Origin of the sequence: Amycolatopsis aidingensis (assembly GCF_018885265.1) — a bacterium.
Taxonomy (GTDB): Bacteria; Actinomycetota; Actinomycetes; order Mycobacteriales; family Pseudonocardiaceae; genus Amycolatopsis; species Amycolatopsis aidingensis.
Map to the genome: position 1 here is coordinate 3,126,807 of NZ_CP076538.1, position 26,931 is coordinate 3,153,737.

General features: G+C 72.0%; 30 protein-coding genes. 15 read left to right on the top strand and 15 right to left on the bottom strand.

Annotated features, from left to right (window positions below):
* Position 1: 1 nt before the first annotated feature.
* From KOI47_RS14730 to KOI47_RS14755, 6 genes are all read left to right on the top strand, one after another.
* Positions 2-1,963: an acetyl/propionyl/methylcrotonyl-CoA carboxylase subunit alpha gene (locus KOI47_RS14730; RefSeq protein ID WP_216216522.1), complete on the top strand. Its 1,962-nt coding sequence runs from the start codon at positions 2-4 to the stop codon at positions 1,961-1,963.
* A 3-nt stretch (positions 1,964-1,966) separates the two neighbouring features.
* Positions 1,967-3,124: an acyl-CoA dehydrogenase family protein gene (locus KOI47_RS14735; RefSeq protein ID WP_216216523.1), complete on the top strand. Its 1,158-nt coding sequence runs from the start codon at positions 1,967-1,969 to the stop codon at positions 3,122-3,124.
* A gap of 23 nt (positions 3,125-3,147) precedes the next feature.
* The gene (locus KOI47_RS14740; RefSeq protein ID WP_216216524.1) at positions 3,148-3,981 is read left to right on the top strand and encodes an SDR family oxidoreductase; all 834 of its coding nucleotides are present in this window, start codon (positions 3,148-3,150) and stop codon (positions 3,979-3,981) included.
* 172 nt (positions 3,982-4,153) lie between these two features.
* The gene (locus tag KOI47_RS14745; protein ID WP_216216525.1) at positions 4,154-4,777 is read left to right on the top strand and encodes a TetR/AcrR family transcriptional regulator; all 624 of its coding nucleotides are present in this window, start codon (positions 4,154-4,156) and stop codon (positions 4,775-4,777) included.
* 120 nt (positions 4,778-4,897) lie between these two features.
* Positions 4,898-5,104: a hypothetical protein gene (locus KOI47_RS14750; protein ID WP_216216526.1), complete on the top strand. Its 207-nt coding sequence runs from the start codon at positions 4,898-4,900 to the stop codon at positions 5,102-5,104.
* A 34-nt stretch (positions 5,105-5,138) separates the two neighbouring features.
* The gene (locus tag KOI47_RS14755; protein WP_216216527.1) at positions 5,139-6,029 is read left to right on the top strand and encodes an RNA polymerase sigma-70 factor; all 891 of its coding nucleotides are present in this window, start codon (positions 5,139-5,141) and stop codon (positions 6,027-6,029) included.
* A gap of 1 nt (position 6,030) precedes the next feature.
* Here KOI47_RS14755 and KOI47_RS14760 read toward each other — a convergent pair whose 3' ends face one another.
* Positions 6,031-6,492 (bottom strand): nucleoside deaminase, encoded by a 462-nt coding sequence (locus KOI47_RS14760; protein ID WP_216216528.1) that lies wholly within the window; start codon positions 6,490-6,492, stop codon positions 6,031-6,033.
* A gap of 88 nt (positions 6,493-6,580) precedes the next feature.
* Positions 6,581-7,204, bottom strand: coding sequence for a TetR/AcrR family transcriptional regulator (locus KOI47_RS14765; RefSeq protein WP_216216529.1), 624 nt, complete (start codon positions 7,202-7,204; stop codon positions 6,581-6,583).
* 57 nt (positions 7,205-7,261) lie between these two features.
* Between KOI47_RS14765 and KOI47_RS14770 the strand changes: the two genes are divergently transcribed.
* The gene (locus KOI47_RS14770; RefSeq protein ID WP_216216530.1) at positions 7,262-8,014 is read left to right on the top strand and encodes an SDR family oxidoreductase; all 753 of its coding nucleotides are present in this window, start codon (positions 7,262-7,264) and stop codon (positions 8,012-8,014) included.
* Complete coding sequence (locus tag KOI47_RS14775; RefSeq protein ID WP_216216531.1) at positions 8,011-8,793, top strand: SDR family oxidoreductase; 783 nt, start codon at positions 8,011-8,013, stop codon at positions 8,791-8,793. The genes KOI47_RS14770 and KOI47_RS14775 overlap by 4 nt, the downstream gene beginning before the upstream one ends.
* A gap of 6 nt (positions 8,794-8,799) precedes the next feature.
* On the opposite strand, the gene KOI47_RS14780 is transcribed toward KOI47_RS14775, so the two are convergent.
* Entirely contained in the window at positions 8,800-9,036 is a 237-nt protein-coding gene (locus KOI47_RS14780; RefSeq protein WP_216216532.1) for a hypothetical protein, read from the bottom strand.
* A gap of 109 nt (positions 9,037-9,145) precedes the next feature.
* On the opposite strand from KOI47_RS14780, the gene KOI47_RS14785 reads away from it, so the two are divergent.
* Positions 9,146-10,639: an aminotransferase-like domain-containing protein gene (locus tag KOI47_RS14785; RefSeq protein ID WP_216216533.1), complete on the top strand. Its 1,494-nt coding sequence runs from the start codon at positions 9,146-9,148 to the stop codon at positions 10,637-10,639.
* An 81-nt stretch (positions 10,640-10,720) separates the two neighbouring features.
* Entirely contained in the window at positions 10,721-11,362 is a 642-nt protein-coding gene (locus tag KOI47_RS14790; RefSeq protein WP_216216534.1) for a TetR/AcrR family transcriptional regulator, read from the top strand.
* Here the strand turns inward: KOI47_RS14790 and KOI47_RS14795 are convergent, their stop codons facing one another.
* A complete protein-coding gene (locus tag KOI47_RS14795) occupies positions 11,363-12,049 on the bottom strand; it encodes a haloacid dehalogenase type II (RefSeq protein ID WP_216216535.1) in 687 nt (228 codons plus the stop codon).
* A gap of 72 nt (positions 12,050-12,121) precedes the next feature.
* On the opposite strand from KOI47_RS14795, the gene KOI47_RS14800 reads away from it, so the two are divergent.
* Positions 12,122-12,745, top strand: a complete 624-nt coding sequence (locus tag KOI47_RS14800; protein ID WP_216216536.1) for a CGNR zinc finger domain-containing protein — start codon at positions 12,122-12,124, stop codon at positions 12,743-12,745.
* A 12-nt stretch (positions 12,746-12,757) separates the two neighbouring features.
* Here KOI47_RS14800 and KOI47_RS14805 read toward each other — a convergent pair whose 3' ends face one another.
* The 8 genes from KOI47_RS14805 to KOI47_RS14840 form a co-directional block, all read right to left on the bottom strand.
* Positions 12,758-13,468: an alpha/beta fold hydrolase gene (locus tag KOI47_RS14805; protein WP_216216537.1), complete on the bottom strand. Its 711-nt coding sequence runs from the start codon at positions 13,466-13,468 to the stop codon at positions 12,758-12,760.
* A gap of 54 nt (positions 13,469-13,522) precedes the next feature.
* Positions 13,523-14,668: an acyl-CoA dehydrogenase family protein gene (locus tag KOI47_RS14810; RefSeq protein WP_232376745.1), complete on the bottom strand. Its 1,146-nt coding sequence runs from the start codon at positions 14,666-14,668 to the stop codon at positions 13,523-13,525.
* On the bottom strand, positions 14,647-15,846 hold the full coding sequence (locus KOI47_RS14815; RefSeq protein WP_216216538.1) for an acyl-CoA dehydrogenase family protein: 1,200 nt from the start codon (positions 15,844-15,846) through the stop codon (positions 14,647-14,649). The genes KOI47_RS14810 and KOI47_RS14815 overlap by 22 nt, the downstream gene beginning before the upstream one ends.
* On the bottom strand, positions 15,846-17,066 hold the full coding sequence (locus tag KOI47_RS14820) for an acyl-CoA dehydrogenase family protein (protein WP_216216539.1): 1,221 nt from the start codon (positions 17,064-17,066) through the stop codon (positions 15,846-15,848). Before KOI47_RS14820 ends, KOI47_RS14815 begins: the two co-directional genes overlap by 1 nt.
* Positions 17,066-18,094, bottom strand: a complete 1,029-nt coding sequence (locus tag KOI47_RS14825; RefSeq protein WP_216216540.1) for a phosphotransferase family protein — start codon at positions 18,092-18,094, stop codon at positions 17,066-17,068. Before KOI47_RS14825 ends, KOI47_RS14820 begins: the two co-directional genes overlap by 1 nt.
* Positions 18,095-18,173: 79 nt before the next feature.
* Positions 18,174-18,629 carry a MaoC family dehydratase gene (locus KOI47_RS14830; protein ID WP_216216541.1) on the bottom strand — a complete coding sequence of 152 codons (456 nt, stop codon included), beginning with the start codon at positions 18,627-18,629 and terminating at the stop codon, positions 18,174-18,176.
* 12 nt (positions 18,630-18,641) lie between these two features.
* Positions 18,642-19,403 carry a 3-oxoacyl-ACP reductase FabG gene (gene fabG / locus KOI47_RS14835; protein WP_216216542.1) on the bottom strand — a complete coding sequence of 254 codons (762 nt, stop codon included), beginning with the start codon at positions 19,401-19,403 and terminating at the stop codon, positions 18,642-18,644.
* A gap of 119 nt (positions 19,404-19,522) precedes the next feature.
* Complete coding sequence (locus KOI47_RS14840; RefSeq protein ID WP_232376865.1) at positions 19,523-20,656, bottom strand: J domain-containing protein; 1,134 nt, start codon at positions 20,654-20,656, stop codon at positions 19,523-19,525.
* 223 nt (positions 20,657-20,879) lie between these two features.
* On the opposite strand from KOI47_RS14840, the gene KOI47_RS14845 reads away from it, so the two are divergent.
* From KOI47_RS14845 to KOI47_RS14860, 4 genes are all read left to right on the top strand, one after another.
* A complete protein-coding gene (locus KOI47_RS14845; protein WP_216216544.1) occupies positions 20,880-21,431 on the top strand; it encodes a hypothetical protein in 552 nt (183 codons plus the stop codon).
* Between the two features lie 202 nt (positions 21,432-21,633).
* Positions 21,634-22,095 (top strand): helix-turn-helix domain-containing protein, encoded by a 462-nt coding sequence (locus KOI47_RS14850; RefSeq protein ID WP_216216545.1) that lies wholly within the window; start codon positions 21,634-21,636, stop codon positions 22,093-22,095.
* Between the two features lie 115 nt (positions 22,096-22,210).
* A complete protein-coding gene (locus tag KOI47_RS14855) occupies positions 22,211-22,738 on the top strand; it encodes a hypothetical protein (RefSeq protein ID WP_216216546.1) in 528 nt (175 codons plus the stop codon).
* A 146-nt stretch (positions 22,739-22,884) separates the two neighbouring features.
* A complete protein-coding gene (locus tag KOI47_RS14860) occupies positions 22,885-24,096 on the top strand; it encodes an MAB_1171c family putative transporter (protein ID WP_216216547.1) in 1,212 nt (403 codons plus the stop codon).
* 82 nt (positions 24,097-24,178) lie between these two features.
* Here the strand turns inward: KOI47_RS14860 and KOI47_RS14865 are convergent, their stop codons facing one another.
* The 3 genes from KOI47_RS14865 to KOI47_RS14875 form a co-directional block, all read right to left on the bottom strand.
* Positions 24,179-25,525: an amidase gene (locus tag KOI47_RS14865; protein WP_216216548.1), complete on the bottom strand. Its 1,347-nt coding sequence runs from the start codon at positions 25,523-25,525 to the stop codon at positions 24,179-24,181.
* A 177-nt stretch (positions 25,526-25,702) separates the two neighbouring features.
* A complete protein-coding gene (locus KOI47_RS14870) occupies positions 25,703-26,218 on the bottom strand; it encodes a 2'-5' RNA ligase family protein (RefSeq protein WP_216216549.1) in 516 nt (171 codons plus the stop codon).
* Positions 26,219-26,275: 57 nt separating this feature from the next.
* Positions 26,276-26,905, bottom strand: coding sequence for an alpha-ketoglutarate-dependent dioxygenase AlkB family protein (locus KOI47_RS14875; RefSeq protein ID WP_216216550.1), 630 nt, complete (start codon positions 26,903-26,905; stop codon positions 26,276-26,278).
* Positions 26,906-26,931 lie beyond the last annotated feature (26 nt).

Here is a 26,931-nt window from a genome sequence, read left to right on the forward strand (position 1 = left end):
GTTGATCGAGAATCTGCTGGTCGCCAACCGCGGGGAGATCGCGCTGCGGGTCTTCCGCAGCTGCGCCGAAGCCGGGATCGGCACGGTGGCGGTGTACTCCGACGCCGATGCGGGCTCCCCGCACGCCACCGGGGCCGATGCCGCCGTCCGGCTGCCCGGCGAGGCGCCCTCGGACACCTACCTGCGCTCTGACCTGCTGCTGGAGGCCGCGCGGGCGGCGGGCGCGGACGCGGTGCATCCCGGCTACGGGTTCCTCTCGGAGAACGCGGCCTTCGCCCGTGCCGTGCTGGAAGCGGGCCTGACCTGGGTCGGGCCGCCGCCGGATGCCATCGAGACCATGGGCTCCAAGGTGGAGTCCAAGCGGCTGATGGCCAAGGCCGGGGTTCCGGTGTTGCCGGAACTGGAGCCGGATGCGGTGACCGAGGCCGACCTGCCGGTGCTGGTGAAGGCATCCGCCGGTGGCGGCGGCCGGGGTATGCGGGTGGTGCGTGAGCTCGCCGACCTGCCCGGTGCGGTGGACAGCGCGCGGGCCGAGGCGGAGTCGGCCTTCGGCGACCCCACCGTGTTCTGCGAGCGCTATCTGGACACCGGGCGGCATATCGAGGTGCAGGTGCTGGCCGACGAGCACGGCACGGTGTGGGCCGTCGGCGAGCGGGAGTGCTCGATCCAGCGCAGGCACCAGAAGGTGGTCGAGGAGGCGCCCTCGCCGCTGGTGGACGCCGCCATGCGGGCGGAGCTGTTCGAGGCGGCCCGCAGGGCGGCCAAGGCGATCGACTACGTGGGCGCGGGCACCGTGGAGTTCCTGAGTACCGCGGACGGGACGTTCTACTTCCTGGAGATGAACACCCGGCTGCAGGTGGAGCACCCGGTCACCGAATGCACCACCGGGGTGGACCTGGTGGCGTGGCAGCTGCGGGTCGCGGAGGGCCAGCGGTTGCCGCCCACGCCACCGGAGCGCACCGGGCATGCCATCGAGGTGCGGCTGTACGCCGAGGACCCCGCCGCGCAGTGGCAGCCGCAGAGCGGGACCCTGCACCGGTTCGAGATTCCCGGGGTGCGCGCCGAGTTCGCGATCCCGGACGGCCACGGGCTGCGGCTGGACAGCGGGGTCACCGGCGGTTCGGTGATCGGCGTGCACTACGACCCGATGCTGGCCAAGGTGATCGCCTGGGCACCGGACCGGGCGGCCGCGGCGAGGATGCTGGCCGGGGCACTGGCCAGGGCCCGGATCCACGGCGTGGTGACCAATCGCGACCTGCTGGTGCGCGTGTTGCGGCACCCGGCCTTCCTGGCCGGGGACACCGACACCGCCTTCTTCGACCGGCACGGGCTGGACACCCTGGCCCGCCCGCTGGCCGGTGCCGAGCACACCCGGCTTTCCGCACTGGCCGCGGCGCTGGCCGAGGCAGCGGCGAACCGGGCGGCGGCACCGGTGCAGCGCGGCCTGCCCAGCGGCTGGCGCAACGTGCCGGGTGCGGACCAGCGCAGGTCCTACCGGACCGGCGGGGAGGAGTACCAGGTCAGCTACCGGCTGACCCGCTCCGGCCTGCGCGCCGCGGACCATCCGGACACCGAGCTGATCGAGTCCGCCCCGGACCGGGTGGTGCTGGAAACCGCCGGGGTGCGGCGCACCTTCCTGGTCGGCCGCTACCCGGGCCTGGTCGCGGTGGACTCGCCGCTCGGGCCGGTGAGCCTGACCCCGCTGCCCCGGTTCGCCGATCCGGACGCCCAGCTGGCGGCCGGATCGCTGCTGGCCCCGATGCCGGGCACCGTGCTGCGCGTGGCCGTGTCCGAAGGGGACAGTGTCACGGCCGGGGAACCGTTGCTGTGGCTCGAGGCGATGAAGATGGAACACCAGATCACCGCGCCTGCCGACGGCGTGGTGGCCGAGCTGCCGGTCACCGCGGGCCGGCAGGTCGAGCTCGGCGCGGTCCTCGCGGTCGTGCGGACACCAGAGGAGTAGGACGTGGATTTCACCGAACCCGAAGAGCGGCAGGCGCTGCGCAAGGCGGTCGCCGAGCTGGGCGCGAGCTACGGCCACGAGTACTACCGCAAGCAGGCCCGCAGCGGCGGGCACACGAACGAGCTGTGGGACGAGGCGGGACGGCTGGGCTACCTCGGGGTCGCCGTGCCAGAGGAGTACGGCGGCGGGGGCGCCGGCATCGGCGACCTGGCCGCGGTCTGCGAGGAGTTCTGCGCCGCGGGCACCCCGATGCTGCTGATGGTGGTCTCGCCCGCGATCTGCGCGACGGTGATCGCCCGGTTCGGCACCGAGGAGCAGAAGCGGCACTGGCTGCCCGGATTCGCCGAGGGCCGGGTGCGGATGGCCTTCGCCATCACCGAACCGGACGCCGGATCGAACTCGCACCGGATCACCACCACCGCGCGCAGGGAGAACGGTAGCTGGGTGCTGTCCGGGCGCAAGGTCTACATCTCCGGGGTGGACGAGGCCGATGCCGTGCTGGTCGTCGGGCGCACCGAGGACGCAAGGACCGGCAAGCTCAAGCCGGCGCTGTTCATCGTGCCCACCGACGCACCCGGCTTCGAGTACCGGCGGATCGAGATGGACGTGATCTCGGCCGACAGCCAGTTCGCGCTGTTCCTCGACGAGGTGACGCTGCCTGCGGACGCCCTGGTCGGCTCCGAGGACGCGGCCATCGCGCAGCTGTTCGCCGGGCTCAACCCGGAACGCATCATGGGCGCCTCCTTCTCCCTCGGGGTGGCCCGGTACGCGCTGGACCGCGCGGTGCGCTACGCGGGGGAGCGCAAGGTGTGGGACACCCCGATCGGCGCGCACCAGGGACTGGCCCACCCGCTCGCCGAGATCAAGGTCGAGCTGGAGCTGGCCAAGCTGATGACCCAGAAGGCCGCCACGCTGTACGACGCCGGGGACGACTTCGGTGCGGGGGAGGCGGCCAATATGGCCAAGTACGCGGGTGCGGAGGTGGCCATCCGGGCCGTGGACCAGGCCGTGCAGGTACACGGCGGTAACGGGCTCGCCGCCGAGTACGGCCTCGGCGCGCTGATCGCCGCGGCAAGGGTGGGCCGGATCGCACCTGTGAGCAGGGAGATGGTGCTGAACTTCGTCGCGCAGCATAGTCTCGGACTACCCAAGTCCTACTAAGCGGTAGCTAAGGAGTCGACAACGTGAGCACGCTGGCGGGCAAGACCCTCATCATGTCCGGCGGGAGCAGGGGAATCGGCGAGGCCATCGCGCTGCGCGCCGCCGCGGACGGCGCGAACGTCGCGATGATCGCCAAGACCACCGAGCCGCACCCGAAGCTGCCCGGCACCATCCACACCGCGGCCAAGGCCGTGGAGGAGGCGGGCGGGCAGGCCCTGCCGATCGTGGGGGACATCCGCGACGACGAGGCCGTGGCCGCCGCGGTGGAGCGCACGGCCGAGCAGTTCGGCGGCATCGACATCGTGGTGAACAACGCCAGCGCGATCGACCTGACCCCCTCGGAGTCGATCGGGATGAAGCGCTACGACCTGATGCAGGACATCAACTGCCGTGGCTCCTTCCTGCTGTCCCGCACCGCGATCCCGCATCTGCGCAGGGCGGCCAACCCGCATATCCTCACCCTCTCGCCGCCGATCAGCCTGGACGAGAAGTGGTTCACCGCGGGCCACCTCGCCTACAGCATCGCCAAGTACTCGATGAGCCTTGTCACCGTCGGGCTGGCCGCCGAGCTGCGGCCGGACGGGATCGCGGCCAACTCGCTGTGGCCGCGCACCACCATCGACACCGCCGCGATCCGCAACGTGGTCGGGGCGGAGCTGGCCAGCAAGTCCCGTACCCCGGAGATCATGGCCGACTCGGCCCATGTGATCGTCACCAAGCCCAGCCGCGAGGTGACCGGCAACTTCTTCATCGACGACGAGGTGCTGGCCGCCGAGGGCGTGACCGACTTCGCGAAGTACCGGCTCTGTGAGCGGGAGGAGGACCTGCAGCTCGACTTCTGGGTCGAGCCTGCCTGAGAGCCTGTTGGTGAACTGGAGTTGACTGCTCATGCCGAGTGGAAGAACGTGCGCGGCGAAGCCCACGAGCGGCGAGGCCGGGCGGACCCGGTGCGAAGGTGTCGGACGTGCCGGAGCCCGAGTCCGGCCGAGCCGATCGTGTCGCACTTTTGAGAACAGGCACTGAGCACTCATGCGGGAACCACGCCAGGAACGCAGCAAGGCCACTCGGCGGCGGCTGATGGAGGCCGCCGTCGAGTGCCTTGGCGAACTGGGCTGGAACGGCACCACGGTGGCGGTGATCGCGGAACGGGCCGGGGTGTCACGCGGGGCGGCGCAGCACCACTTCCCGACAAGGGAGGACCTGGTCGCCGCCGCCGTCGCCCACGTGGGTGACGAGCAGATCGTGGAGCTGCGCGCGCGGGCGGCCGCCCTGCCCGCGGGGCCGTCCAGGGCCGAGCCGGTGGCGCGGATGCTGCTCGACCTCTACACCGGCCCGATGTTCCGTGCGGCGCTGCATCTGTGGGTGGCCGCCTCCACCGACGAGTCCCTGCGCGGAGTGCTGGTGCCACTGGAGGCCAGGGTCGGGCGCGAGGTGCACCGGGTGGCGATCGAGTTGCTGGGCGCGGACGAGTCCCGCCCGGGGGTACGGGAGACCGTGCAGGCCACCCTCGACCTCGCCCGCGGGCTCGGGCTGGCGAACCTGCTCACCGACGACACCCGGCGGCGCGGGCAGATCGCCAGGCAGTGGGCGCGGATCCTGGAGCCCGCGATCGGCGAGCCAGCCGGAACCACCCGGGCCGCGACCTCGTCATAGCCGGGACCCACCGCCGTCGCATCCGTGAACGGCAGTGTTTCCGATGCTTTCCTGTCTCACCTGAGGGGGCGAACTCCGGTGCCGGGGTACCCACGCGAACTGAACCATCGAGCCAGGGCCATGCTGCGGGCGGTGGCCGCGCGCAGGGCGCTGATGTCCTGTAGCTGCGAGCCGGACCTGTTCGTGGACGGGGTGGCCTGCTGCGACCAGGTCACCGCGCACGAGCTGGCCCGGAACGGCCTGATCCGGCCGGCGAGCCTGGGGAAGGCGGGCGCGCGGGTGCCTGCCGAGCTCACCGCGGCGGGCCAGGCCGCGCTGGCCACCTGAGTGGTATCCCGTCGGCGCCTGGGAGACTGCGGGCGTGGCCACGTCCGGATCGGTGCGGGAGTTCGAGGACCAGCGGCCGCGCCTGCTCGGCCTCGCCTACCGGCTGCTCGGATCGGCCACCGAGGCCGAGGATGCCGTGCAGGACGCGTTCCTGCGCTGGGACCAGGCCGACCGCGCTTCGATCGGGACCCCCTCGGCCTGGCTGGCCAAGGTGGTCACCAACCTGTGCCTGAACCGGCTGACCTCGGCCAGGGCCCGGAGGGAGCGGTATCTCGGCCCGTGGCTGCCGGAGCCGGTGCGCACCACGGACGGCGCGCTGGGTCCACTGGACACCGTCGAGCAGCGCGACTCGGTGTCCATGGCGCTGCTGGTGCTGCTGGAACGGCTCGGCCCGGCCGAGCGGGCGGTGTTCGTACTGCGCGAGGCGTTCGGCTACGGGCACCGGGAGATCGCCGAGATCGTCGAGCTGAGCGAGTCGAACTGCCGCCAGCTGTATCGCCGGGCCCGGCAGCGGCTGGCCGAGGCGGGTGGCCAGGCCCCGGCCCCGCCGGACCGGACCCGATGGCAGGGCTTCGTGGAGCGGTTTCTCGCGGCGGCCCGCGAGGGTGACCTGTCCGGCCTGGAGCAACTGCTGGCCGAGGACGTCACCTCCTGGGCCGATGGTGGCGGCAAGGTGCACGCCGCGCGCAAGCCGATCCATGGCCGCGAGCGGGTGGCGCAGTACCTGCTGCGCGGGCTCTCCCGTTACGTTCAGGGGTTCGAGCTGCGGATGACCGAGGTCAACGACCAGCCCGCCCTGGTCTCCGTCGCCGACGGGACTGTCCAGGGGGTCCTGCTGCTGGAGGTCGCGGGCGACCACATCGTCACCCTGCGCACCATCGCCAACCCCGACAAGCTCACCTTCCTCACCCGCCAGCTGCTGTGAGTCAGCGAGGGTGGGGGGCGCCGATGTCCTCGTGCCAGAGGCCGGGGTTGCGGTCGATGAAGGTGCGCATCAGCTCGGCGCACTCGGGGTCGTCCAGGATGGTGATCCGGACCCCGTGCTCGGCGAGCCAGTCCTGGCCGCCGCTGAAGGTGCGGGCCTCACCGATCACCACCCGCGGGATGCCGAACTGCCGCACCAGGCCGCTGCAGTACCAGCACGGGGCCAGCGTGGTGACCATGATCGTGTCCCGGTAGTGCGCCCGCCTGCCTGCCGCCCGGAAGGCTGCGGTCTCGGCGTGCAGCGAGGGGTCGCCGTCCTGCACCCGCCGGTTGCGCCCGCGGCCGAGTAGCTCGCCTGCGGGACCGAACAGGGCCGCCCCGATCGGCACCCCGCCCTCCCGCGCGCCGAGCCTCGCCTCGTCCCTTGCCACGGCGAGCAGTTCGGCCGGCTCGATGCCGGGCATGGTCACCTGCCTCTCCCACATCGCTGTGCGACACGTCTCATCGGTCGCATACCGTCTGGTCGGTATGCGAAGATCCCTTCATGCCCCGTCAGGCAATCTCGGCGCCGAGCATGCGCAGCACCAGCTCGCCGTACTCGCGGGCCAGCTCGGGGGGCGCCTTGCTGGAGCGTTCGCTGTACCAGCGGGCCACGTCCACGCCGAGGGACAGTGCCGCCCTGGCGGCGGTGCGCGGGTCAGCCACCCGGAAGACACCCTCGCGCAGGCCCTGCTCGATCAGGTCGCGAACCACCCGCTCGATCCGCCTGCGCAGGTCGGCGACCACCGCGTACTCCTGCTCCGGCAGCGCCTGTAGCTCGTACTGCACGACCCTGGCCACGGTGTGCCGCCGCGCGTGCCAGGCCACGAAGTCCTCGGCCACCCTGCGCATCGCCGCCACCGGATCCCCCTGCGATTCCGGGTCGTTGATCGCGTTCTCCACCAGCGCGAGCGCCTGCTCGTGCCCGCTGCGGCTGATCGCGAACAGCAGGGCGGCCTTGGAGGGAAAGTGCACATACAGTGCGGCCGGGCTCATCCCGGCACCGCTGGCGATATCGCGGGTGGTGGTGGCGTGGTATCCGCGGCGCGCGAAGGACTCGACCCCGGCCAGCATCAGCCTGCGGGCGGCGTCGGGCTGCACGTCCGGCCACAACTCGGCGGGCAGTGACTGCGTCATGGGAGAATTGTAAGCGAGCGCTTAGCTCACTTCGGCGGACGAGGAGGAGAATACCCCGTGGACTCGCTCAAGGATCGTGTTGCCATCGTCACCGGCGCAAGCCGGGGCATCGGGCTGGGCATCGCCGAGGAACTCGTGTCGCGCGGCGCCAAGGTGTGCGTCACCGCGCGCAAGCCCGAACCGCTCGCCGAGGCCGTGGCCGGTCTCGGCGGCGAACAGGTCGCCATCGGGGTGCCCGGCAAGGCCGACGACCCCGCGCACCAGGAGGAGGCGGTGGCACGCACGGTCGAGACCTTCGGCCGGCTCGACCTGCTGGTCAACAACACCGGCATCAACCCGGTGTACGGGCCGATCGTGGACATCGAGCCGGAGGCGGCGAGCAAGATCCTCGGGGTCAACGTGCTGGCACCGCTGGGCTGGGTGCGCCGGGCAAGGGACGCCTGGATGGGGGAGCACGGCGGGGCGGTGGTGAACGTGGCCTCGGTGGCCGGGCTGGGTGCCTCGCCGGGGATCGGGATGTACGGGGTCAGCAAGGCCGCGCTGATCCGGCTGACCACCGAGCTGGCGCACGAGCTCGGCCCCGGCATCCGGGTCAACGCGGTGGCGCCCGCGGTGGTGAAGACCCAGTTCGCCACCGCGCTGTACGAGGGCAGGGAGGACGAGGTCGCCGCGCCCTACCCGCTGAAGCGGCTCGGGGTACCCGCCGACGTCGCGGGGGCGGTCGCCTTCCTGCTGTCCGAGCAGGCCGGCTGGATCACCGGCCAGACGCTGGTGCTGGACGGCGGCGTGACCCTGGCCGGTGGCCTGTGAGCACCGAACTGCCCGGCGCCGGTGTGGTGGTCACCGGTGGGGCGGGCGGGATCGGTTCGGCGCTGGCCCGCCGGTTCGCCGCGGAGGGCGCCAGGGTGGGCGTCGCCGACCTCGATCCGCAGGCCTGCCAGGCGGTGGCCGATGAGATCGGCGGGGTGCCGCTGCCCGGCGACGTCGCGAGCGAGGGCGGGGTGCAGGCGCTGGTCGAGGCCGCACGGGAGGCGCTCGGCTCGATCGATGTCTTCTGCGCGAACGCCGGGGTGGCGCCCACCGGTGGTCCCGAAGCGGCCGAGGACGCCTGGGCCGGTGCCTGGGAGGTCAACGTGATGGCGCATGTCCGTGCGGCCAGGCTGCTGCTGCCGGACTGGCTGGACCGCGGGCGCGGGCACTTCCTCGCCGTCGTGTCCGCCGCCGGCCTGCTGACCAGCCTCGGCTCCGCCCCGTACTCGGTGTCCAAGCACGGCGCGCTGGCCTTCGCGGAGTGGCTGGCCGCGACCTACCGGCACCGGGGCATCACCGTGCAGGCCGTCTGCCCGCAGGGGGTGCGCACCCGGATGCTCGCCGACACCGGCCCGGCCGGCCAGCTGATCATGGGGGAGTCCGCCATCGCCCCGGAGCAGGTCGCCGACAGTGTCCTGGAGGCCTGGCCGGACGGGCGTTTCCTGGTGCTGCCGCATCCGGAGGTCGCCGACTACTACGCGGCCAGGGCAACCCAGAACGAGCGCTGGCTCGGCGGGATGAACAAGCTGCAGCGCAAGATCGAGGACGCGCTCGGGTGACCGGGCTCAGCGCGTCAGCGAGTCCCGCCAGGGCCGGTGCAGCTCGCGCAGGTAGCGGTCGATCCGGTCGGAGTGGGCACGGGAGACCTGCCCCAGTACGGCCGCGCCGGCCAGCAGGTCCCACACCGGCCGTGGCTCCGCCGCCGGCAGCGCCCGCCTGGCCTGGGTCGGCAGCCATACGGTGCGGCCGAGGACGACGAGTTCGGCCGCGACCGCGGCCAGGAACATGAAAGTAGCGAGCATTCCGCACCTCCCAGGGCTTGCTGGGTCCAAGCCAATTTGCAGTCCAGTACTTCGCGATTGGCTCTACGTCGACTAGGATCATCGATTGGACTTGTCGCGAACAGTGCCAATGGCGGGTGAAATGGATCGTTTTCGAGACGGGGCGACGCTGGCGAACCTCCTCGGCGACTGGACCGCCGGGCCGGGACCGCTGTACCGCAAGCTGGCCGACGCGCTCGGCCGGGCCGCCGAGGAGGGCGCGCTGCGCAGCGGCGAGCGGCTGCCCTCGGAACGGGAGCTGGCCACCGTGCTGGCCGTGAGCAGGGCGACCGTGGTCGGCGCCTATGACGAGCTGCGCGCGCGAGAGGTACTCGAACGGCGGCAGGGCAGCGGCACCAGGGTGAACGGGAAGGTGCGTTCGGTGCGCAGCGATGGCCGGGTGCAGGGCGGCCGCGCCGGGGTGATCTTCCAGCGGCTCATCGACGGGCCCGGTCCACTGATCTCATTGGCCTGTGCCGCCGAGCAGGGCGACCCCGCGGTGACCGAGACCCTCGCCGAGGTCGTGCGGGAGGACATGCCGGATCTGCTCGCCGACCCCGGATACCACCCCAGTGGCCTGCCCGTGCTGCGCGCGGCGATCGCCGAGCACTACACCCGGCTCGGCCTGCCGACCGGCCCGGAACAGGTACTGGTCACCACGGGCGCGCAGCAGGCCCTGGTGCTGGTCGCCGAGGTGTACCTGCGTACCACCGCCCCGGTGGTGGTCGAGTCGCCGAGCTGGCCGGCCTGCCTGGACATCTTCCGCTCCGCGCACGCCGAGCTGGTCCCGGTTCCGCTGGACGAGGAGGGGATCGAGGAGCGGCAGCTGGCCGCGGCCCTGGCCGGGAGCGCCCCGGCGCTGCTGTACGTGATGCCGACCTACCACAACCCCACCGGCATCCAGATGTCGGCGGCCCGGCGCAGGCGGGTGGCCGAGCTCGCCGCCCGGCACGGGGTCACCATGCTGGAGGACAACGCCTATGCGGGGATCGCGCTGCGGGAGGAACCCGGGCCCAGCCCGCTACCGCTGGCCGCGTACGCCCCCGCGGGCGCCGAGGCGATCACCGTGGCCTCACTCGGCAAGGCGGTGTGGGGCGGGCTGCGGATCGGCTGGGTACGCGGGCCGGCCGGGATCATCGAACGGTGCGCCCGTCGCAAGGCGCTCGCCGACCTCGGCAGCCCGGTGATCGACCAGGCGCTGGCCGCCCGGCTGCTGCCACGCCTGGACGAGCTGGCCGCGGCGCGGGCGGCGATCCAGCGGGAACGCCGGACGATGCTGGAAGGGCTGCTGCGCGAGCGGCTGCCCGACTGGAGCTGGCGCAGCCCGGACGGTGGCTCCTCGCTGTGGGTCGCGCTGCCCGATGGTGACGCCGATGTGTTCGCCCAGCTCGCGCTCCGGCACGGGGTGGAGGTGGTCCCCGGCTCGGCGACCGACTTCACCGGGGCACACGACAACTACCTGCGGATCCCGTTCACTCTCGAGCCGGCCCTGCTTTCGGAGATGGTGACTCGTCTCGCGCGGGCCTGGACCGAGCTGCGCAGGCACGGTCCACGGGACAGCAGGCCGTTGCGGCCGATTATCTAAGAGGGTATGGCGGTATGCTGCCCGTCCGTGCGGGGCCGCTGACCAGGGGTGGGAGTGGAAGCGACAGAGGGGAAGATCGTCATGGAAACCGGTAACGGGCAAGGGGCAACGGGGTCCGCGGTGGGTGAGGGCGAGCAGGCCGACAGCGCGAGCGCGGTGCCGCGCAGGCTGCTCGCGGTCGCCACGCGACTGTTCGCCGAGCAGGGTTTCGACCGCACCTCGGTGCAGGAGATCGTGACGGCCGCCGGCGTCACCAAGGGCGCGCTGTACCACTACTTCGGTTCCAAGGACGACCTGCTGTCCGAGATCTACGGCCGGGTACTGCGGGAACAGACCGAACGGCTGGAGAAGTTCGCCGTCACCGCGGCACCGCTGCGCGAACGGCTGGCCTCCGCCGCGTCCGATGTGGTGGTCAGCAGCATCGCGAACCTGGACGACACCAAGATCTTCATGGAGTCGATGCACCAGCTGGCCCCGGAGAAGCAACGTGCCGTGCGCGCGGAGCGGCGCCGCTACCACGAGCGGTTCCGCGGGCTGATCGAGGAAGGCCAGCGGACCGGGGAGTTCCGCACCGACAAGCCCGCCGAGGTGATCGTCGACTTCTTCTTCGGCGCCGTGCACCATCTGGCGGCCTGGTACCGGCGGGACGGCGAGCTGTCCGCCCAGCAGGTCGGCGACCACTTCGCCGACCTGCTGATGAGCTCACTGCGCCCGGTGAGCTGACTACTTCCCGAGCCGGCCTGCCAGGTCGGCCAGGTCGTCGGCGTGCAGGTCGAACCGGTCCGCGGCGGTGGGCGGATCGCCGACGGGGCGGGGCACGTAGGCGGTGCGCAGGCCGAGTTCCTGGGCTCCGCGCAGGTCCCAGGCGTGGGCGGCGACCATCAGCAACCGCTCCGGCGGCCGCCCGGAGGCGGCGACGGCCAGCTGGTAGACCGCAGGGTCCGGCTTGTAGCTCCGGGCGTCCTCCGCGGAGAGAGCCTGGTGCCAGCGCAGCCCGGCGTGGGCGTTGAGGTCCAGCAGCGCCGTCCGGCTCGCGTTGGAGAGCCCGATCAGCGGGAACCGCTCGGCGAGCCGGGCGAGCCCTGCCGCGGTGTCCGGCCATGGTGGGAGTCGGCGACCCGACCGGGCCAGCGTGGCCACGGCGGCCGGGTCCTCGGCTCCGGCGGCCTCGGCGACGAGCTGGGCGGCCTCCCGGTCGAGCAGGTCGCTGCTCAGGTAGGACCGGTCGCCTGCGCGGACGCGCCGCTGCTCGCACTCGACATGCTGCTGCCACAGCGACAACAGCCGCTCGACCCCGGCCTCGTCGAGTGCCGGATCGAGTGCGCGGATGCCGGCGCGGATACCGGCGGGTTCGTCGACCAGGGTGCCGAGCACGTCGAACACGAGGGCATCGATCTCCGGCTCGGGCATGGCGAGGTCTCCCATCTGATGTAATGGGTAAAATCACGTTTATCCGATAAACTAGCGGGAGGTCAGTGGCGGATGCAAGTAGCACTGGAGGACTACGCCTGGGCGGCGGGCGTCGGGACCGAACTGGCCAACACCACCGCCGAGGTCTGGCGCGGCGAGGACCACCTGCCCGACCCGGCCGCCGTCGTCGCGTTCGCCGACCTGCACGGCGGCCACTCCGGTGCCGAGGGGGTTCCCGGCGCGCTGCCGGAACTCGCCCGCCGGGCGGGTACCGCCGACCTGCATGCCGTGCACGCACTGCGGACGACCGTGCGCGACCTGATCGATCGCCCCGAACGCGACCGGCTCATCGCCGGTGCCACCGCGCTCACCTTGCCCGCCCGTGGTGCCACCCTGGCCCCCGATCCCGCGCAGCGGAACCGGACGCGGTGGGCCGTCGCGCTACCTGCGGGGGCAACCATCGCCGAGGCCCTCTCGGTGGTCTGCGGCCTCGGCATCCTCGGGGTGGTGCAGGTCCTTGGCGAGCAGCGATTCCGCCGGTGCGGTGCCCCCACCTGCCGGGGCGTGTTCATCGACACCACCCGGCCGGGTCGCCGCCGCTACTGCATGCCCGGCCTGTGCGGTAACCGCATCAACGTCGCCAACCACCGGGCCCGCCGGGCCGCGGCCCGCGACCGGCGCACCGGCTCCGCGTAGTCCACGAAGCGGTCAGGCGGCGTCCGTCCCTGCCGCCTCCACCAGGATCCGGGCCAGTTCCCGTGGCCGGGAGAACATGGGCCAGTGGCCGGTGTTCATGGTGACCAGTCGCCAGCGTCGGCTGGTGGCCAGCACCTCGGCCACGTCCGGGTTCGGCTGCTGGCCGTCGAGCAGGCACTTGACATAGGTCGCGGGCAGCTCGCCGAGCGGGCGCTCCAGCACGGCGGGTTCGGTGAGGGTCGCCCCGGGGTGCGGGGTGGAACCGCCGACGATCCGGGTGATCTGCTCCTCGGTGAGGTCCTGGCCCGCGTAGTCCGCCGCGGCCAGCGGCGCCCAGAAGCCACCGGTCTCCGCGATCGAGGCTTCCACCATCGCCCTGCCCTCCGGCCACGGCGATACGAACGACTCGCCGTCGGCCGGGATGTTGGAGTCGACGAACACCACCCTGGCCAGCCGGTCGCCGATCCGCATCCCGGCCTGGCCGACCGGGATACCCGCGTAGCTGTGCCCGACCAGCACGACCTCGCGCAGCTCCCGCCGCTCGACCTCGTCGACGATGTCCTGCACGTGCGTCTGCTGCCCGGCGGGCAGACCGCGCTTGTCCGCCAGGCCGGACAGGGTCAGTGGGTGGGCACCGTGCCCGCCCGCGCGCAGCGGCGGCACCACCTCGTCCCAGGCCCATCCGCCCAGCCAGGCGCCCGCCACCAGTACGAATTCCGCCATGCCGACAATCTAGCGGGCCGGGCCGACACTCCACCGCCGAACCGCCGGATCCGGTCAGCCGGGCAGGTCGACCAGCCCGGCGAGGATGCGGCGGTGCTTGGCGGGCGTGCCGAGCGCGAGCTCGTCGGCCTTGGCGCGTTTCAGATAGAGGTGTGCGGGGTGTTCCCAGGTCATGCCGATCCCGCCGTGCAGCTGGATGCACTCCTCGGCGGCGTGCACGGCGGCGGGTGCGCAGTAGGCCTGTGCCACCGCAGCGGTCACGGGGAGATCCGTGTCGTCCCTGGCCAGCGTGTCCGCGGCGGCGCGGGCCGCGGCGCGGGCGGAGACCAGGTGCAGGTACACCTCGGCGAGCCGGTGCTTGACGGCCTGGAAGGAACCGACCGGGCGGCCGAACTGGTATCGCTGCTTGACATAGGCGACGGTCTCGTCCAGGCACCACTGGGCAAGGCCGAGCTGCTCCGAGGCCAGCAGCGCGGCCCCGGCGAGCAGGGCGGCCCGCACTGCCGCCGCCGCGGTGTCCTGGCCTGCCACCCGGCGAGCCGGGGCGTCCTCCAGCGTCACGTCGGCGAGCCGGCGGGTGAGGTCCAGCGGCACCGCCTCGGCCACCGTGACCCCCGCGGCCCGGGTCTCGACCAGGTACAGCCCCGCGCCGTCCGGGCCCGCGGCCGGTACCACCAGGGTCTCGGCCACGGTGGCGTCCGCGACGGTACCGATCCGGCCGGTCAGCCGCCCCTCCGCGGTCGCGCGGACGCCGGTGGGGAAGCCGGTGCCCGGCATGGCGGACAGCGGGACCGCGAGGCAGCCGATCGCCGCACCGGAGGCGAGCCGCCCCAGCAGCTCGGCGACGGGCTGCTGGGTGGTGTCGGTGTGCAGCAGCGCGCAGGTGGCCAGTACGGCGCTGCCGAGGAACGGCACCGGAGCCAGGCCGCGGCCCAGCTCTTCCAGTACCAGCGCGGTCTCCCTTGCCGACGCGCCCTGCCCGCCGAGGCTCTCCGGCACCAGCAGCCCGGCGGCACCGAGGTCGCCTGCCAGGGTGCGCCACAGCTTCAGGTCGTACGGTTCGCCGCTTTCCACCCGCGCCAGCAGCGCGGCCGGGTCGCCGTGGTCGGTGAGCAGGTCGCGGACGCTGGCCCGCAGGTCGGTCTCCACATCGGAGTAGAGCAGGTCGGGGGTGCCGGTCATCGCGGGAGGTCCTTCCATGCCACGTCCTTGTCCGCGCGCGGTTCGGTGGGCAGGCCCAGTACGCGCTCGGCGATGATGTTGCGCAGCACCTCGGAGGTGCCACCCTCGATCGAGTTGCCCTTCGCCCGCAGGTAGCGGTACCCGGCCTCGCGCCCGGTGAAGTCGACGAGGTCCGGCCTGCGCAGGGTCCAGTCGTCGTAGCGCAGCCCCTCCTCGCCCAGCAGCTCGACCTCCAGCGCGGACAGCTCCTGGCTCAGCCGGGCGAAGGCCAGTTTCATCGCCGAACCCTCCGGCCCCGGCCTGCCGACGGCGAGCTGCTGCCGCAGCCGGTCCCCGGCCAGCCGGGCCGCCTCCGCCTCCACCCACAGCCGCAGCAGGCGGTCATGCAGCTCGGGAGTCCGCAGCTCCGGGCGTTCCCGCCAGGTCTGCGCCACCACGCCGACCATGCCGCCCTCCCGCGGCGTCGGCCTGCCGCCGATGGCGACCCGCTCGTTCATCAACGTCGCCTGCGCCACCCGCCAGCCGTCGCCGATCTCGCCGAGCCGCTGGGCGTCCGGGATCCGCACGCCGTTGAGGAACACCTCGTTGAACTCGGCCTCGCCGGTGATCTGGCGCAGCGGCCGGACCTCCACCCCGGGTGCGGTCATATCGCAGACGAAGTAGGTCATGCCCTGGTGCTTGGGCACCTCCGGATCGGTGCGGGTGACCAGGATGGCCCAGCGCGCGACATGCGCACCCGAGGTCCATACCTTCTGTCCTTCCACCACCCAGTCCGAGCCGTCCCGCACGGCGCGCGTACCCAGCGCGGCCAGGTCCGAGCCCGCGCCCGGCTCGGAGAACAACTGGCACCACACCTCCTCGCCGGTCCACAACGGACGGAGGAAGCGTCGTTGCTGCTCCTCGGTGCCGAACTGCAGGATCGTCGGCGCGGCCATGCCGAGCCCGATCCCGATCCGCCGCGGGTTGTTGTCCGGCGCCCCCGCCGCCTCGAACTCCGCGTCCACCACCGCCTGCGCCGCCCGCGGGGCACCGATCCCGCCCAGCCCGGCGGGGAAGTGCACCCAGGCCAGCCCGGCGTCGAACCTGGCCCGGAGGAAGTCCAGCGGCTCCATCACGGTGTGGTCGTGCTCGCGCAGGAACTCCCGCACCCGCGAGCGCAGGTCCTCGGCATCTCCTTCGGAGTCTACTGTGGACATCAGGCCTCCTTCGGCAGGTACTGGCTGAGTTCCCGGCGGGCCAGCGAGCGCTTGTGCACCTCGTCGGGACCGTCGGCAAGGCGGAGCATCCTGGCGGCCGCCCAGAGCTCGGCGAGCGGGAAGTCCTGGCTGACCCCGCCCGCGCCGTGCAGCTGGATCGCCTTGTCCAGGATCCACTCGACCGAGGCCGGGGTGGCGATCTTGATCGACTGGATCTCGGTGTGCGCGCCCTGGTTGCCCACGGTGTCCATCAGCCAGGCGGTCTTCAGCACCAGCAGGCGCAACTGCTCCACCCGCACCCTGGACTCGGCGATCCAGTCCTGGATAACGCCCTGCCGGGCCAGTGGTTTACCGAAGGCGGTGCGCCCGACGGCCCGGCGGCACATCAGCTCGATGGCCCGCTCGGCCATCCCGATCAGCCGCATGCAGTGGTGGATCCGGCCGGGGCCGAGCCGGGCCTGCGCGATGGCGAAGCCACCGCCCTCCTCGCCCACCAGGTTCTCCGCCGGCACCCGGACGTTGTCGAACTCGATCTCGGCGTGGCCGCCGTGGTCGCCGTCGGAGTAGCCGAAGACCCGCATCCCGCGCTTGATCCGCACCCCGGGGGTGTCCCTCGGCACCAGCACCATGCTCTGCTGCCGGTGTGGTTCGGCCTCGGGGTCGGTCTTACCCATCACGATGAGGATCCGGCAGTCCGGGTTCATCGCGCCGGAGATGTACCACTTGCGGCCGTTGATCACGTAGGAGTCGCCGTCCCGTTCGATCCGGGTGGCGATGTTGCGTGCGTCCGAGGAGGCCACGTCCGGCTCGGTCATCGCGAAGGCCGAGCGGATCTCGGCATCCAGCAGCGGGCGCAGCCACTGCTGTCGCTGCCGCTCGGTGCCGAACATCGCGAGCACTTCCATGTTCCCGGTGTCCGGGGCGGCGCAGTTCAGCGCGCTCGGCGCGAGCTGCGGGCTGCGGCCGGTGATCTCGGCCAGCGGCGCGTACTGCAGGTTGGTCAGCCCGCCGCCGTGCTCGCCGGGAAGGAAGAAGTTCCACAGCCCCCTGCGGCGTGCCTCGGCCTGCAACTCGGCCACGATCGGCACCCCCGCCCACGGATCCTCCCGCTGCGCGAGCTGCTCGGCGAACACCGGCTCGGCCGGGTAGACGTGCTCGTCCATGAAGGCGAGCAGCCGCGTGCGCAACTCCTCGGTCTTGCTGTCGAACGCGAAATCCATCATCCAGTCCTTTCGCCGAGGATCTCGTTGCCACGGTCGATCAGCGGGAACACGCCCTCGCCCGCCTGCTCGAAACCCGCACCGACGGTCTGGCCCTCGCGGTAGCGGTAGTAGATACCCTCGAGGATCACCGCCAGCTTGAAGAACGCCAGGCCTACGTACCAGCTCAGCCCGGAGACGTCCCGGCCGGATCGCTCGGCGTAGCGCTGCACGATGTCCGGCACGTCCGGATAGCCCGGCGCGCCGCTGGGGTTGGCCACGAAGGTCAGTCCCAGCGTCTCCCGCTGGGCATAGGCCACCATCAGGGCGAGATCGGTCAGTGGATCGCCGAGGGTGGACATCTCCCAGTCCAGCACCGCCGTGATCCGGTCCCGCTCGTCCATCAGCACGTTGTCCAGCCGGTAGTCGCCGTGCACGATCGCCGGTGCGGGGGAGTCCGGTACGGCCGCGGCCAGCCGGTCGTGCAGCCGGTCGATCCCTGGCAGCTCCCGGCTGCGCGAGCCGTCCAGCTGCTTCTTCCACCGGCGCAGCTGCCGGTGCAGGAAGCCGTCCGGACGGCCGAAATCGGCCAGCCCCACCGCGCCCGGATCGACCGCGTGCAACTCGACCAGGGTGTCCACCAGCGCCAGCCCGATCGACCTCGTGCGTTCCGCGCCGAGTGCGGACAGCTCGGCCTCGGTGCGGTACGGGGTGCCAGGCACCAGCTCCATTAGGTAGAACGGGGCGCCGAGTACCTCATCCTCGGCGCACAGCAGCAGGGTGCGCGGCACCGGGACGGCGGTCGAATGCAGGGCGGAGATCACCCGGTGCTCCCGGGACATGTCGTGCGCGGTCGGCAGTACATGCCCCAGCGGCGGCCTGCGCAGCACCCACCGGCTCGCACCGTCGGTGACCACGTAGGTGAGGTTGGACCGGCCGCCCGCCACGACCTCGGCCCGCAGCGGCCCTGCGGCAAGGCCGGGTAGCCGTTCGTCCAGATGCGCTCGTAGCCTGGCCAGGTCGAGGCCTGGCGGGCCGGTATCCGTCATCGACACTCCTCAGCTCGCTTTGCCGAGCATAGTACCGACCGGTCGGTATGTCGCCGGTACGCGCGGCACGCGCGGCCACTCAGGCATGCAGCCGGGCGACGGTCTCGGCCACGCAGGCCGGTTTGTCCTCGCCCTCGATCTCGATCGTCCACCGCACGACGGCCTGGACGGCACCCTGCGCGGCCTCGGTGACCTCGGTCAGGTCGGCGGTGGCCCGGACCCGGGAACCGACCCGCACCGGCTGCGGGAACCGCACCTTGTTCAGCCCGTAGTTGATCCCCATGGCCAGGTTGTCGACCTGGTAGATCTCCTTACCCAGCATGGGAATCAGGGACAGGGTCAGGTAGCCGTGCGCGATGGTGCCGCCGAACGGCCCGCTGGCGGCGCGTTCGGTGTCCAGGTGGATCCACTGGTGGTCGCCGGTGGCCTCGGCGAACAGGTTCACCTGTTCCTGGGTGATGGTGTGCCAATCGCTGTGCCCGAGCCGCTCGCCGACCGCGGCGGCGAAGGAGTCCAGGCCGGAGAAAACGCGCATGACGGTCCCTCCTCAGGCCTTCGGCCCGCCGGCCACGTAGATGACCTGGCCGGAGACGAAGGACGCCTGGTCGCTGACGAAGAAGGCGGCCATGTTGGCGATGTCCTCCGGCTGGCCGACCCGCCGGACCGGGATCTCCTGCGCGGCCGCCTGCTGCATGTCCTCGAAGGACATGCCGATGCGCTCCGCGGTGGCCGCGGTCATCTCGGTGGCGATGAAGCCGGGGGCGATCGCGTTCACCGTGACCCCGAACTTGCCCAGCTCGATGGCCAGCGTCTTGGTCAGGCCCTGCATCCCGGCCTTCGCGGTGGAGTAGTTGGCCTGGCCGCGGTTGCCGAGCGCCGAGGTGCTGGACAGGTTCACGATCCGGCCCCAGCCCTGCTCGGTCATGTACTTCTGCACCGCGCGGCTCATCAGGAAGGACCCCCGCAGGTGCACACCGAGCACCGAGTCCCAGTCCTGGTCGGTCATCTTGAACAACAGGTTGTCCCTGGTGATGCCGGCGTTGTTGATCAGGACGGTGGGCGGGCCCAGCTCCTCGGCCACCCTGGTGACCGCGGCCTCCACCTGCTCGGTGTCGCTCACGTCCAGGCTGACGCCGAGCGCGCGCCCGCCCTCGGCGGTGATGGCCCCCGCGCCCCGGGTGCAGCTTGCCTCGTCCAGGTCGAGCAGGCCGACGGCGAACCCGTCGGCGGCGAGGCGCCTGGCGACGGCCGCGCCGATTCCCCTGCCTGCCCCGGTGACGATCGCGACCCTGGATGGTGATTCGGACACGGCTCCTCCTCGAACTCGGCACTGAGCTGACTAAGCATGCGCTTAGAATCGAACCGTACTAGCTCTGGCCCGGGCCGCATTCTGTGAGCTGCGTCATGTCCGCCGTCCGGCGCGGGTAGCTAGCAGGAGACCACCTGGCGGTGCACCGTGCGCACGACATCGCGGTCCACGGTGCAGGGATCCACGGCCAGCCAGTCGCCGACCTCGCGGACGAACTGCTCCGGGGTCATCGGCGGGACCGGCACCCCGGTGGTGTCGCCGGTGGTCACCTCGCCCCACCGGCTCGGGTACACGATCAGTACCCCGCGCACCTCCACCTCGGGCAGCAGTTGCTGGTACGCGGCGACGCTCTCGGCCAGCCTGCTGCCGCCGCCGCGGAACCGGTTGCCGTTGCGCCACAGGGTGCCGTCCGGGTCGGCCGTGTAGTGCCCCGGCAGCCACAGTTTCGACTCGATCAGCACCAGCCGCCGTCCGCACAGCACGGCGTGGTGCACATCGGCGAACACCGAGTCCGGCCAGGCGAGGCCGTGGAACACCCTGGCTCCCGGCATCCGGGTGAGGTAGCGGGAGAGCAGGTCCTCGGTGAGCCGTTCGCCCAGCTCGTCCTCCTCCTGCCCGGCGCGGCCGTGCACCTGGGTGCCGCCGAACTCCGCGGTGAACGCGCGGTCGGCCCGTGCGGTCGCCCGATAGCGCCGGGACAGCGTCACCAGTGCGCCCAGCGCGGCAGCCAGCAGTACCAGCCACACGATCAGCACCGGTCCGGAGAGCACGCCCAGCGGTAGCGCGAGCAGCAGCAGGGCCGCCCCGGCGAGCGCGCCCAGCCCGGGCGCGTGTCCCGGCCCGCGCCGCGGCACGCACAGGATGGGCTGGTCCGCGTGTACCCGGTCCCACCACGGAATGGTCTGCGGCGCCATCCGCGGCGCCGGTGCGGCGAACCCGGGATCCTCGCCGAAGCTGCGGGTCCGCCCGCCGGGACGGGGCCGGGCGGACCCGGGTCGGCGCGTCCGCGGCACCGGAGGCTGCGCCGGGGGAGCGGGTTCCTCCTCGACGTCGGTCCCGCCCTCGTCGTACTCCGCCCGCAGCCGCGGGTCGTTGAGCGTCTCGTAGGCCTCCCGGAGCAGACGGAAGGTTCCGGCGGTGCCGCCCGCGTCGGGGTGCATGGTCCTGGCGAGCAGCCGGTACGCCGACTTGATCTCGGCCGGGGAAGCATCTCGCCCCACGCCGAGCAACTCGTAGTAGTCGACCCCGTCCACGACTCCGGTCACCTCCCGCTGCGCGGACACCCTATGGGGTCCGCCGCGCGGCGCGTGCATCCCGTGGCACCCACGTTCCGGTGATTTCACGTGCTATATAGGGCTTTTCTCCGCCAACCTCGCCAACCACACCCGGAATCCCTAGACTCGTGCAAAAGCGAATGCTCACCCGAGCATTCGCAGGGGTGGAAGCGTGCTCGGGCATGCCGAACGGGGGTGGCGAGTGAGGGAACGGGAGCTGCGACGGCAGTGCCGTGAGCTGTTGCGGGCGCTGGACATTCGCCCGCCGCTGGACGTCGAGGAGCTGTGCAGGCGGGTGGGCAGGCGGCGCGGGCGGCCGATCCGGCTGGTGCCGCACCCGATCCCGGTTCCCGGCCCGTTCGGCGCCTGGATCGCGGCCAGGGACGCCGACTACATCCTCTACCAGGAGGAGACCACGCACGCGCATCAGCGGCACATCATCCTGCACGAGCTCGGCCACATCCTGGCAGGCAGCACCAGCGACGAGCAGGACGACGCCCTGCTCACCGAGTTGTACCCCGGGATCGACCCGGCGCAGCTGCGGGCGCGCTACCCGGATCTCGATCCGGAGGCGGTGCGCAGGGCGCTGCGGCGGACCGGATACCGCGAGGAGGACGAGCGCCGGGCCGAGACGGTGGCCACGATCATCCTGGAGTGGGCCGCGGTGGCGGACCGGGTCACCCCGGCCGTCTCGGCGGAGGCGCCCGCCCGGCGGATGGCCGCCGCCCTCGGCGACCGGGTCGGCTGGCTGTGACTCCGGTTACTTCTGGTTGTCGCTCGGTAACCATGCGTATGAAACGGCCGGGCACCTACCCCCAGGAGGCGCCCGGCCGTTTATCTCGGTTTATACCGAGGCTCATAGCATAAGCCGGAGCTGCGATACTCTCAACTGTGGTAAACGGGTTAAGCTGTAGCTCACTACTGGCATAGGGGTTACTGGGGAAAGGTCGCGCGACATGACTGAGGGGCGATCGCTCGCGCAGAAGCTCGATCACCTGCTCACGGTGGTGCATCCGGCCGACCGTGGCCCGTACAGCTACGAGGAGGTCGCGCAGGCGATCAAGGCCAAGGACGGCCCGACCATCTCGGCCGCCTACATCTGGCAGCTGCGCAAGGGCCTGCGGGACAACCCGACCAAGCACCATCTCGAGGCGCTCGCCGACTTCTTCGGCGTCCCGGTGGCCTACTTCTTCGACGACGAGCAGGCCCAGCTGATCGACGGCGAGATCGAGGTCCTGCAGGCGATGCGGGACGCCGAGGTGCGCGATGTCGCCCTGCGGACGATGAAGCTGAGCCCGGAGGCACGCCGCTCGGTGGTCAACATCATCAGCGAGCTCGGCCGCTACGAGGATCGCTCCGGCCGCCCCCGCCGCCGGAAGAAGGGTAGTAGTGCCGCCGCGGAGACGGACGACGCGTGACATGATGGCCGACGGGCGGCACGGTGGCGACGGGAGGCGTCCGGCCGCCTGCGTGAGGCTGGCCCGGGCAGCGGATCCGCCTCGGGCGGGGGCTGTCGGGAGGAGTGACACCGCCGTGCGCTACCTGGAGTTGCGACGGCGCAGCGAGACACGCGTGCGCGAGCTGGAGGAGTCCGTCGGGATTCCGGTGCCGTGGGACGTCGACCGGCTGGTGGACCGGCTGGAGCGGCACCGCGGCAGGCCCATCGACCTGCACCCCACGACCAGGACCGCGGGCGGAACCTGCGGGATGTGGGTGCGGGAGGCCGACCGCGATGTGATCGTCTACGCCGCGCAGACCAGCACGCTGCACCAGGACCACATCATCCTGCACGAGATCGGCCACATGATCGCCGACCATCGGGGCGAGTGCCTGCTCAGTGTCGGGGAGGCCGCCAGGATGGCTCCGCATGTGCGGCCGGAGCTGATCGAGCACCTGTTCGCCCGCTCCGCGTACTCCACTGAGGACGAGCAGGAGGCCGAGATGATCGCGTCCCTGCTGTGGCAGCACGCGGGCGGCAGGCGCGCCCAGCTGACCGACCGGCCCATGTCCCCCGAGGTCGCCGAGCGGATGACCAGGGTAAGGGACATCTTCGGCTTCTAGAACCCCACCGGCTAGGCTGTGTTCAAGTAGGCGCGCGGCCTGCGGCCGGGACGCGCGCCCACGCATCACCTCAGGCAACCACCTTCTGAACAGCGGCTAAGCTGTGTCGCCGCTGGGGTGCGGCATTCGGCGAGAAGACGGGCAGTATGATCAGCATACTCTTCATCCTGGTCGCGCTCATTGCTTTCCTGCTCGCCGCGCTGGCGTTCCTGCGGCGCAGGCGCGGGCCGCGCAAGCCGACCCAGGTGCCGATGATCGTGATCCTGCTCGCACTGGGGGCGGCGTTCTTCTTCCTGGCGCCCGCGGTGCAGGCGGTGGAGAGCCGGATCATCCCGAGCCTCGGCAGGCTGCTGTCCAACCTCTGCACGCTGACCGCCGCCTACGGCTTCCTCACCCTGATGCGCTACGTCAGCCATCCGCCCGCGCAGGCCAGGGCGCACTCGCGGTGGCGGCTGGGCGCACTACTGGTCGCGCTCGCGGTGCTGGTCGTGACCTTCCTGCTGAGCCGGGTCCCGGAGGGGACCGGGATCTTCACCGGGCTCTACCGCGAGCAACCGACCCTCGCGGTGTACACATTGGTTTATTCGGCCTATCTCGGTGTGGCGCTGGTGGATCTCGGCTGGCTCGGGGTGGGGACCATCCGGCACGCGCGCGGGTACCTGCGGGCAGGCATGATCCTGGTGTTCGCCGGTTGCCTGCTCGGCCTGGCGTACGTGGGGCAGAAGGTGGTCAGCGTGCTCGGCGAGGTGTTCGGCGCCGGGACGCCGGCCGAGGCGCTGTGCGCGGGCCCGTTCTCCACCGTGGGCTGCACCTTCGCGGTGGGCATGCCCGCGTTGTCCGTGCTGGCCATCATCCTCGGCGCCGCCGTTCCCGCGCTCGGCCCACGGGTCACGGGCCTGCTGCGCTGGCCGGGGCGGTGGCGCGCCTACCGGCGGCTGCATCCGCTGTGGCAGGCGCTGTATCAGGCCGCGCCGGAGATCGCGCTGACCTCTCCGCAGGCCGTGCAGGGCGACGCGCCGCCGCACGACATCGGGTTCCGGCTCTACCGCAGGGTCATCGAGATCCGGGACGGGCTGCTGATCCTCGCGCCGTACCGCGACCAGGAACGCACCGCCGCGCATCGCCGGTCCGCGGAGGCCGCCGGGTTGACCGGCGCTGACCTGGACGCGGCCGTCGAGGCGGCGGATATCGCGGAGGCCCTGCGACGCAAGCAGGCCGGCCTGCCCGCCACCGGGGAGGACGCGCGGCGGGAGCCTGCGGTGGAGTCGGACCTGGCGGCCGAGACGGCATGGCTGACCCGCGTCGCGAGAGCCTTCGGCACGGCCGGACGTTCCGACCGGGCCGCCACCCCCGGCTAGGCTGTGTTCAAGAAGGCGCGCGGCCTCCGGCCGGACGCGCGCCCACGCATCACCTCAGGCAGCCACCTTCCTGAACAGTTCCCTAGCTCACGCTTACCGGCCCGGTCATCGGTGGCGCCTGGAATCCTGGCAGTACCTCCGCGCGTTCCAGGGCGCCGGCGATCCCGATCAGCCGCTGCTCCGACCACCTGGGGCCGATGAGCTGCACCCCGATGGGCAGCCCGACCAGCTCGCTGGTCCCGGCCGGAACGGCCAGCGCGGGCAGGTCCGCCAGGTTGGCGAATGCCAGGACGCGTTCGTGCTCGGGGTAGCCGAGCACGGTCATCGCGTCGTCCCCGTTCCCGCTGCGGCCCTGCTGATGCGGGAACGCGGTGGACGCGGCGGCTGGCACCAGGAGTGCGTCGACACCGGTGAAGAACGTTTCCCAGCGCGCGATGTACGCGTCGCGCCGCTCGAGTGCCCTGAAGTACCACCGTAGGGTGCGCTGCTCGTCCCGCACGGGGATCTCGTCCAGCGCGGCACCGATGAGCGCGGTGAACAGGTCCGCGAAGAGCGTCTGCTGGGCGTCCCAGTCCAGTTCCGGTAGGAGGTGGTCGACCCGTGCCCCTGCCTTCGCGGCGTCCCTGGCCACCCGCTCCACCCGCTCGCGTACGTCCGGGGCGATGGGCGCGCCGGGCACGGTCGGCGCGACCGCCAGCCGCAGGTCGGACAGCGGGCGCTCCGGCGACGCGGCCAGGGGCACCGGCGGCACGTCGCTGTCCCTGCCGTCGGGGCCTGCGATCAGGTTCAGGGCGAGCCGGAGGTCATCGAGGTCGCGTCCGAGCGGACCGATGCAGGAGGCGATCCGCACCGTCCGGGGAATCCCGTCCGGTTCGCGCAGGAAGCCGGTCAGCGGTACGCGATGCTCGGTCGTCTTCAACCCGTAGATTCCGCAGAACGAGGCCGGCAGCCGTGCCGAACCGGCGAGGTCGGAGCCGATCTCGAGGGGCACAAGGCCTGCGCTCAGTGCCGCGGCCGCCCCGCCGCTGGAGCCGCCAGGGGTGCGGGTGGGGTCCCAGGGGTTCGCCGTGCGCCCGAAGATCGGGTTGGCGGTTTCGTAGTCGGCGAGCCACGGCGGCACGTTGCTGTGTCCGAGCAGGATCGCACCGGCCTGCCGCAGGCGCGCGGCCACGGTACCGTCCTCCTCCGGAACGCGGTCGAGGACCGTGGTGCCGGCCGTGGTGCGCAGCCCCGCGATGTCATGGCCGTCCTTGAGCGTCATCGGCACGCCGTGCAGCGGCCCCACCCGATGTCCCGCCGCCAGTGCTTCGTCGGCGGCCGCGGCCGCCGACCGCGCACCCTCCTCGTCGAGGGAGACGAGTGCCCCGAGTTCGCCGTTGTACTGCCGGATGCGTGCCAGGGCGGCCTCGACGACGGCGGCGGAGCTCACCTCTCCTCGCGCGATCGCCGCGGCCGTCTCCCGTGCGGACCGATCCTGCGTCCCGTTCCCGGATATCGTCGCCACCTCACACCCCAGTTGTTCTTGATCAGCAAGCATGAGACCAATCTGCTACCTCGACCATGCTCGAGGTCAAGGCGCGAGTGAGGTGAGCCGGCCGTGGCCTCGCTACCGGGCGGCGAAGGGGAACCGGGCCCGTATCGACCAGTGGTCGGTGAACACCACGAGCCAGGCCTCCTCGAGCCGGGTGTGCACGGGCAGGTGCCGCCCGACCTGCCCCTCGATCTCCCCGGCCACCGGTTCGTCGATGCCCATCGCCACGGTCAGGTGTGGCGGCGGGTCGCCGAAGGCGCCGTCGTAGGGCAGCAGGCCGGGCCAGTGCCGCCGCACCGCGGTGGACAGTTCCCGGACGGCGGCCGGTGGTTCGGGCGGCAGGTACACGAAGCCGGGTTCCCGTGCGCAGCTGGTGAAGCCGATCTCGGCGGGCGGGTGTGCGGCGCAGATCGACTCCAGCGTGCCGACCGCCTCCGCGTCGAGCTCCTCCGCGGTCAGGAACGGATACAGCACGGAAAGGTGGGCAGGCACGTCCCGGACGATCCCGGGGTGCCGTTGCCGCACGGAGTCCAGCAACGGGTCGGCGGCGGGCACCGGGATCACCACGGCGCTCTTGCCTGGTTGCGGCATGGGTCCTTCCTACCGGAGATCGTTCCTGTGCGGCGCGCCACCTCCCGCGGCGGTGGGTCAGCGCACCCCGCGCGGCCGGAACTGGACGCTGATCCGCGGCCCGACCGGCCGATTCGTCTTGGGGATGGCATGTTCCCAGGTGCGCTGGCAGGAGCCGCCCATCACGATCAGGTCCCCGTGCCCGAGGGCGTGCCGCACCGTGCGGCCGCCGCCCCCGCGCGGGCGCAGCAGCAGCGCCCGTGGGGCGCCGAGCGACAGGATCGCCACCATGGTGTCCTCGGTGCCGCCCCGCCCGATGGTGTCCCCGTGCCAGGCGACGCTGTCCCGCCCGTCCCGGTAATAGCACAGCCCCGCGGTGCGGAACGGCTCGCCGAGCTCGGCGGCGTACCAGCCGCTCAGCGCGGTCATGGCCGCGGCGAGCATCGGGTCCGGCAGTGGGTCGTCCTCGCCGTAGAAGCACAGCAGCCGCGGCACCGACACCACCCGGTCGTACATCCGGCGGCGTTCGGCATACCACGGCACCTGCCGCACCAGTGTGTCGAACAGCGCGTCCGCCCCGGTCAGCCAGCCGGGCAGCAGGTCGATCCAGGCACCATCGCCGAGCACGGTGCGCCGGGCGGTGTCCAGCGCACCCAGCCCGGTGGCCGCGGCCCCGTCGAAGAGCGAACCTTGCAGTGCGGGTGGCATGCCCGCAGCCTACCCGATGACTCGAA

Excerpts from the sequence above, each read along its gene's own strand:
- KOI47_RS14745 (WP_216216525.1), top strand. The coding sequence starts at position 4,154 with ATGCGGGAACCACGCCAGGAACGCAGCAAGGCCACTCGGCGGCGGCTG.
- KOI47_RS14750 (WP_216216526.1), top strand. The coding sequence starts at position 4,898 with ATGCTGCGGGCGGTGGCCGCGCGCAGGGCGCTGATGTCCTGTAGCTGC.
- KOI47_RS14760 (WP_216216528.1), bottom strand. The coding sequence starts at position 6,492 with ATGCCCGGCATCGAGCCGGCCGAACTGCTCGCCGTGGCAAGGGACGAG.
- KOI47_RS14765 (WP_216216529.1), bottom strand. The coding sequence starts at position 7,204 with ATGACGCAGTCACTGCCCGCCGAGTTGTGGCCGGACGTGCAGCCCGAC.
- KOI47_RS14780 (WP_216216532.1), bottom strand. The coding sequence starts at position 9,036 with ATGCTCGCTACTTTCATGTTCCTGGCCGCGGTCGCGGCCGAACTCGTC.
- KOI47_RS14785 (WP_216216533.1), top strand. The coding sequence starts at position 9,146 with ATGGCGGGTGAAATGGATCGTTTTCGAGACGGGGCGACGCTGGCGAAC.
- KOI47_RS14790 (WP_216216534.1), top strand. The coding sequence starts at position 10,721 with ATGGAAACCGGTAACGGGCAAGGGGCAACGGGGTCCGCGGTGGGTGAG.
- KOI47_RS14795 (WP_216216535.1), bottom strand. The coding sequence starts at position 12,049 with ATGCCCGAGCCGGAGATCGATGCCCTCGTGTTCGACGTGCTCGGCACC.
- KOI47_RS14800 (WP_216216536.1), top strand. The coding sequence starts at position 12,122 with ATGCAAGTAGCACTGGAGGACTACGCCTGGGCGGCGGGCGTCGGGACC.
- KOI47_RS14805 (WP_216216537.1), bottom strand. The coding sequence starts at position 13,468 with ATGGCGGAATTCGTACTGGTGGCGGGCGCCTGGCTGGGCGGATGGGCC.
- KOI47_RS14810 (WP_232376745.1), bottom strand. The coding sequence starts at position 14,668 with ATGGAAGGACCTCCCGCGATGACCGGCACCCCCGACCTGCTCTACTCC.
- KOI47_RS14815 (WP_216216538.1), bottom strand. The coding sequence starts at position 15,846 with ATGTCCACAGTAGACTCCGAAGGAGATGCCGAGGACCTGCGCTCGCGG.
- KOI47_RS14820 (WP_216216539.1), bottom strand. The coding sequence starts at position 17,066 with ATGGATTTCGCGTTCGACAGCAAGACCGAGGAGTTGCGCACGCGGCTG.
- KOI47_RS14825 (WP_216216540.1), bottom strand. The coding sequence starts at position 18,094 with ATGACGGATACCGGCCCGCCAGGCCTCGACCTGGCCAGGCTACGAGCG.
- KOI47_RS14830 (WP_216216541.1), bottom strand. The coding sequence starts at position 18,629 with ATGCGCGTTTTCTCCGGCCTGGACTCCTTCGCCGCCGCGGTCGGCGAG.
- KOI47_RS14850 (WP_216216545.1), top strand. The coding sequence starts at position 21,634 with ATGACTGAGGGGCGATCGCTCGCGCAGAAGCTCGATCACCTGCTCACG.
- KOI47_RS14860 (WP_216216547.1), top strand. The coding sequence starts at position 22,885 with ATGATCAGCATACTCTTCATCCTGGTCGCGCTCATTGCTTTCCTGCTC.
- KOI47_RS14870 (WP_216216549.1), bottom strand. The coding sequence starts at position 26,218 with ATGCCGCAACCAGGCAAGAGCGCCGTGGTGATCCCGGTGCCCGCCGCC.
- KOI47_RS14875 (WP_216216550.1), bottom strand. The coding sequence starts at position 26,905 with ATGCCACCCGCACTGCAAGGTTCGCTCTTCGACGGGGCCGCGGCCACC.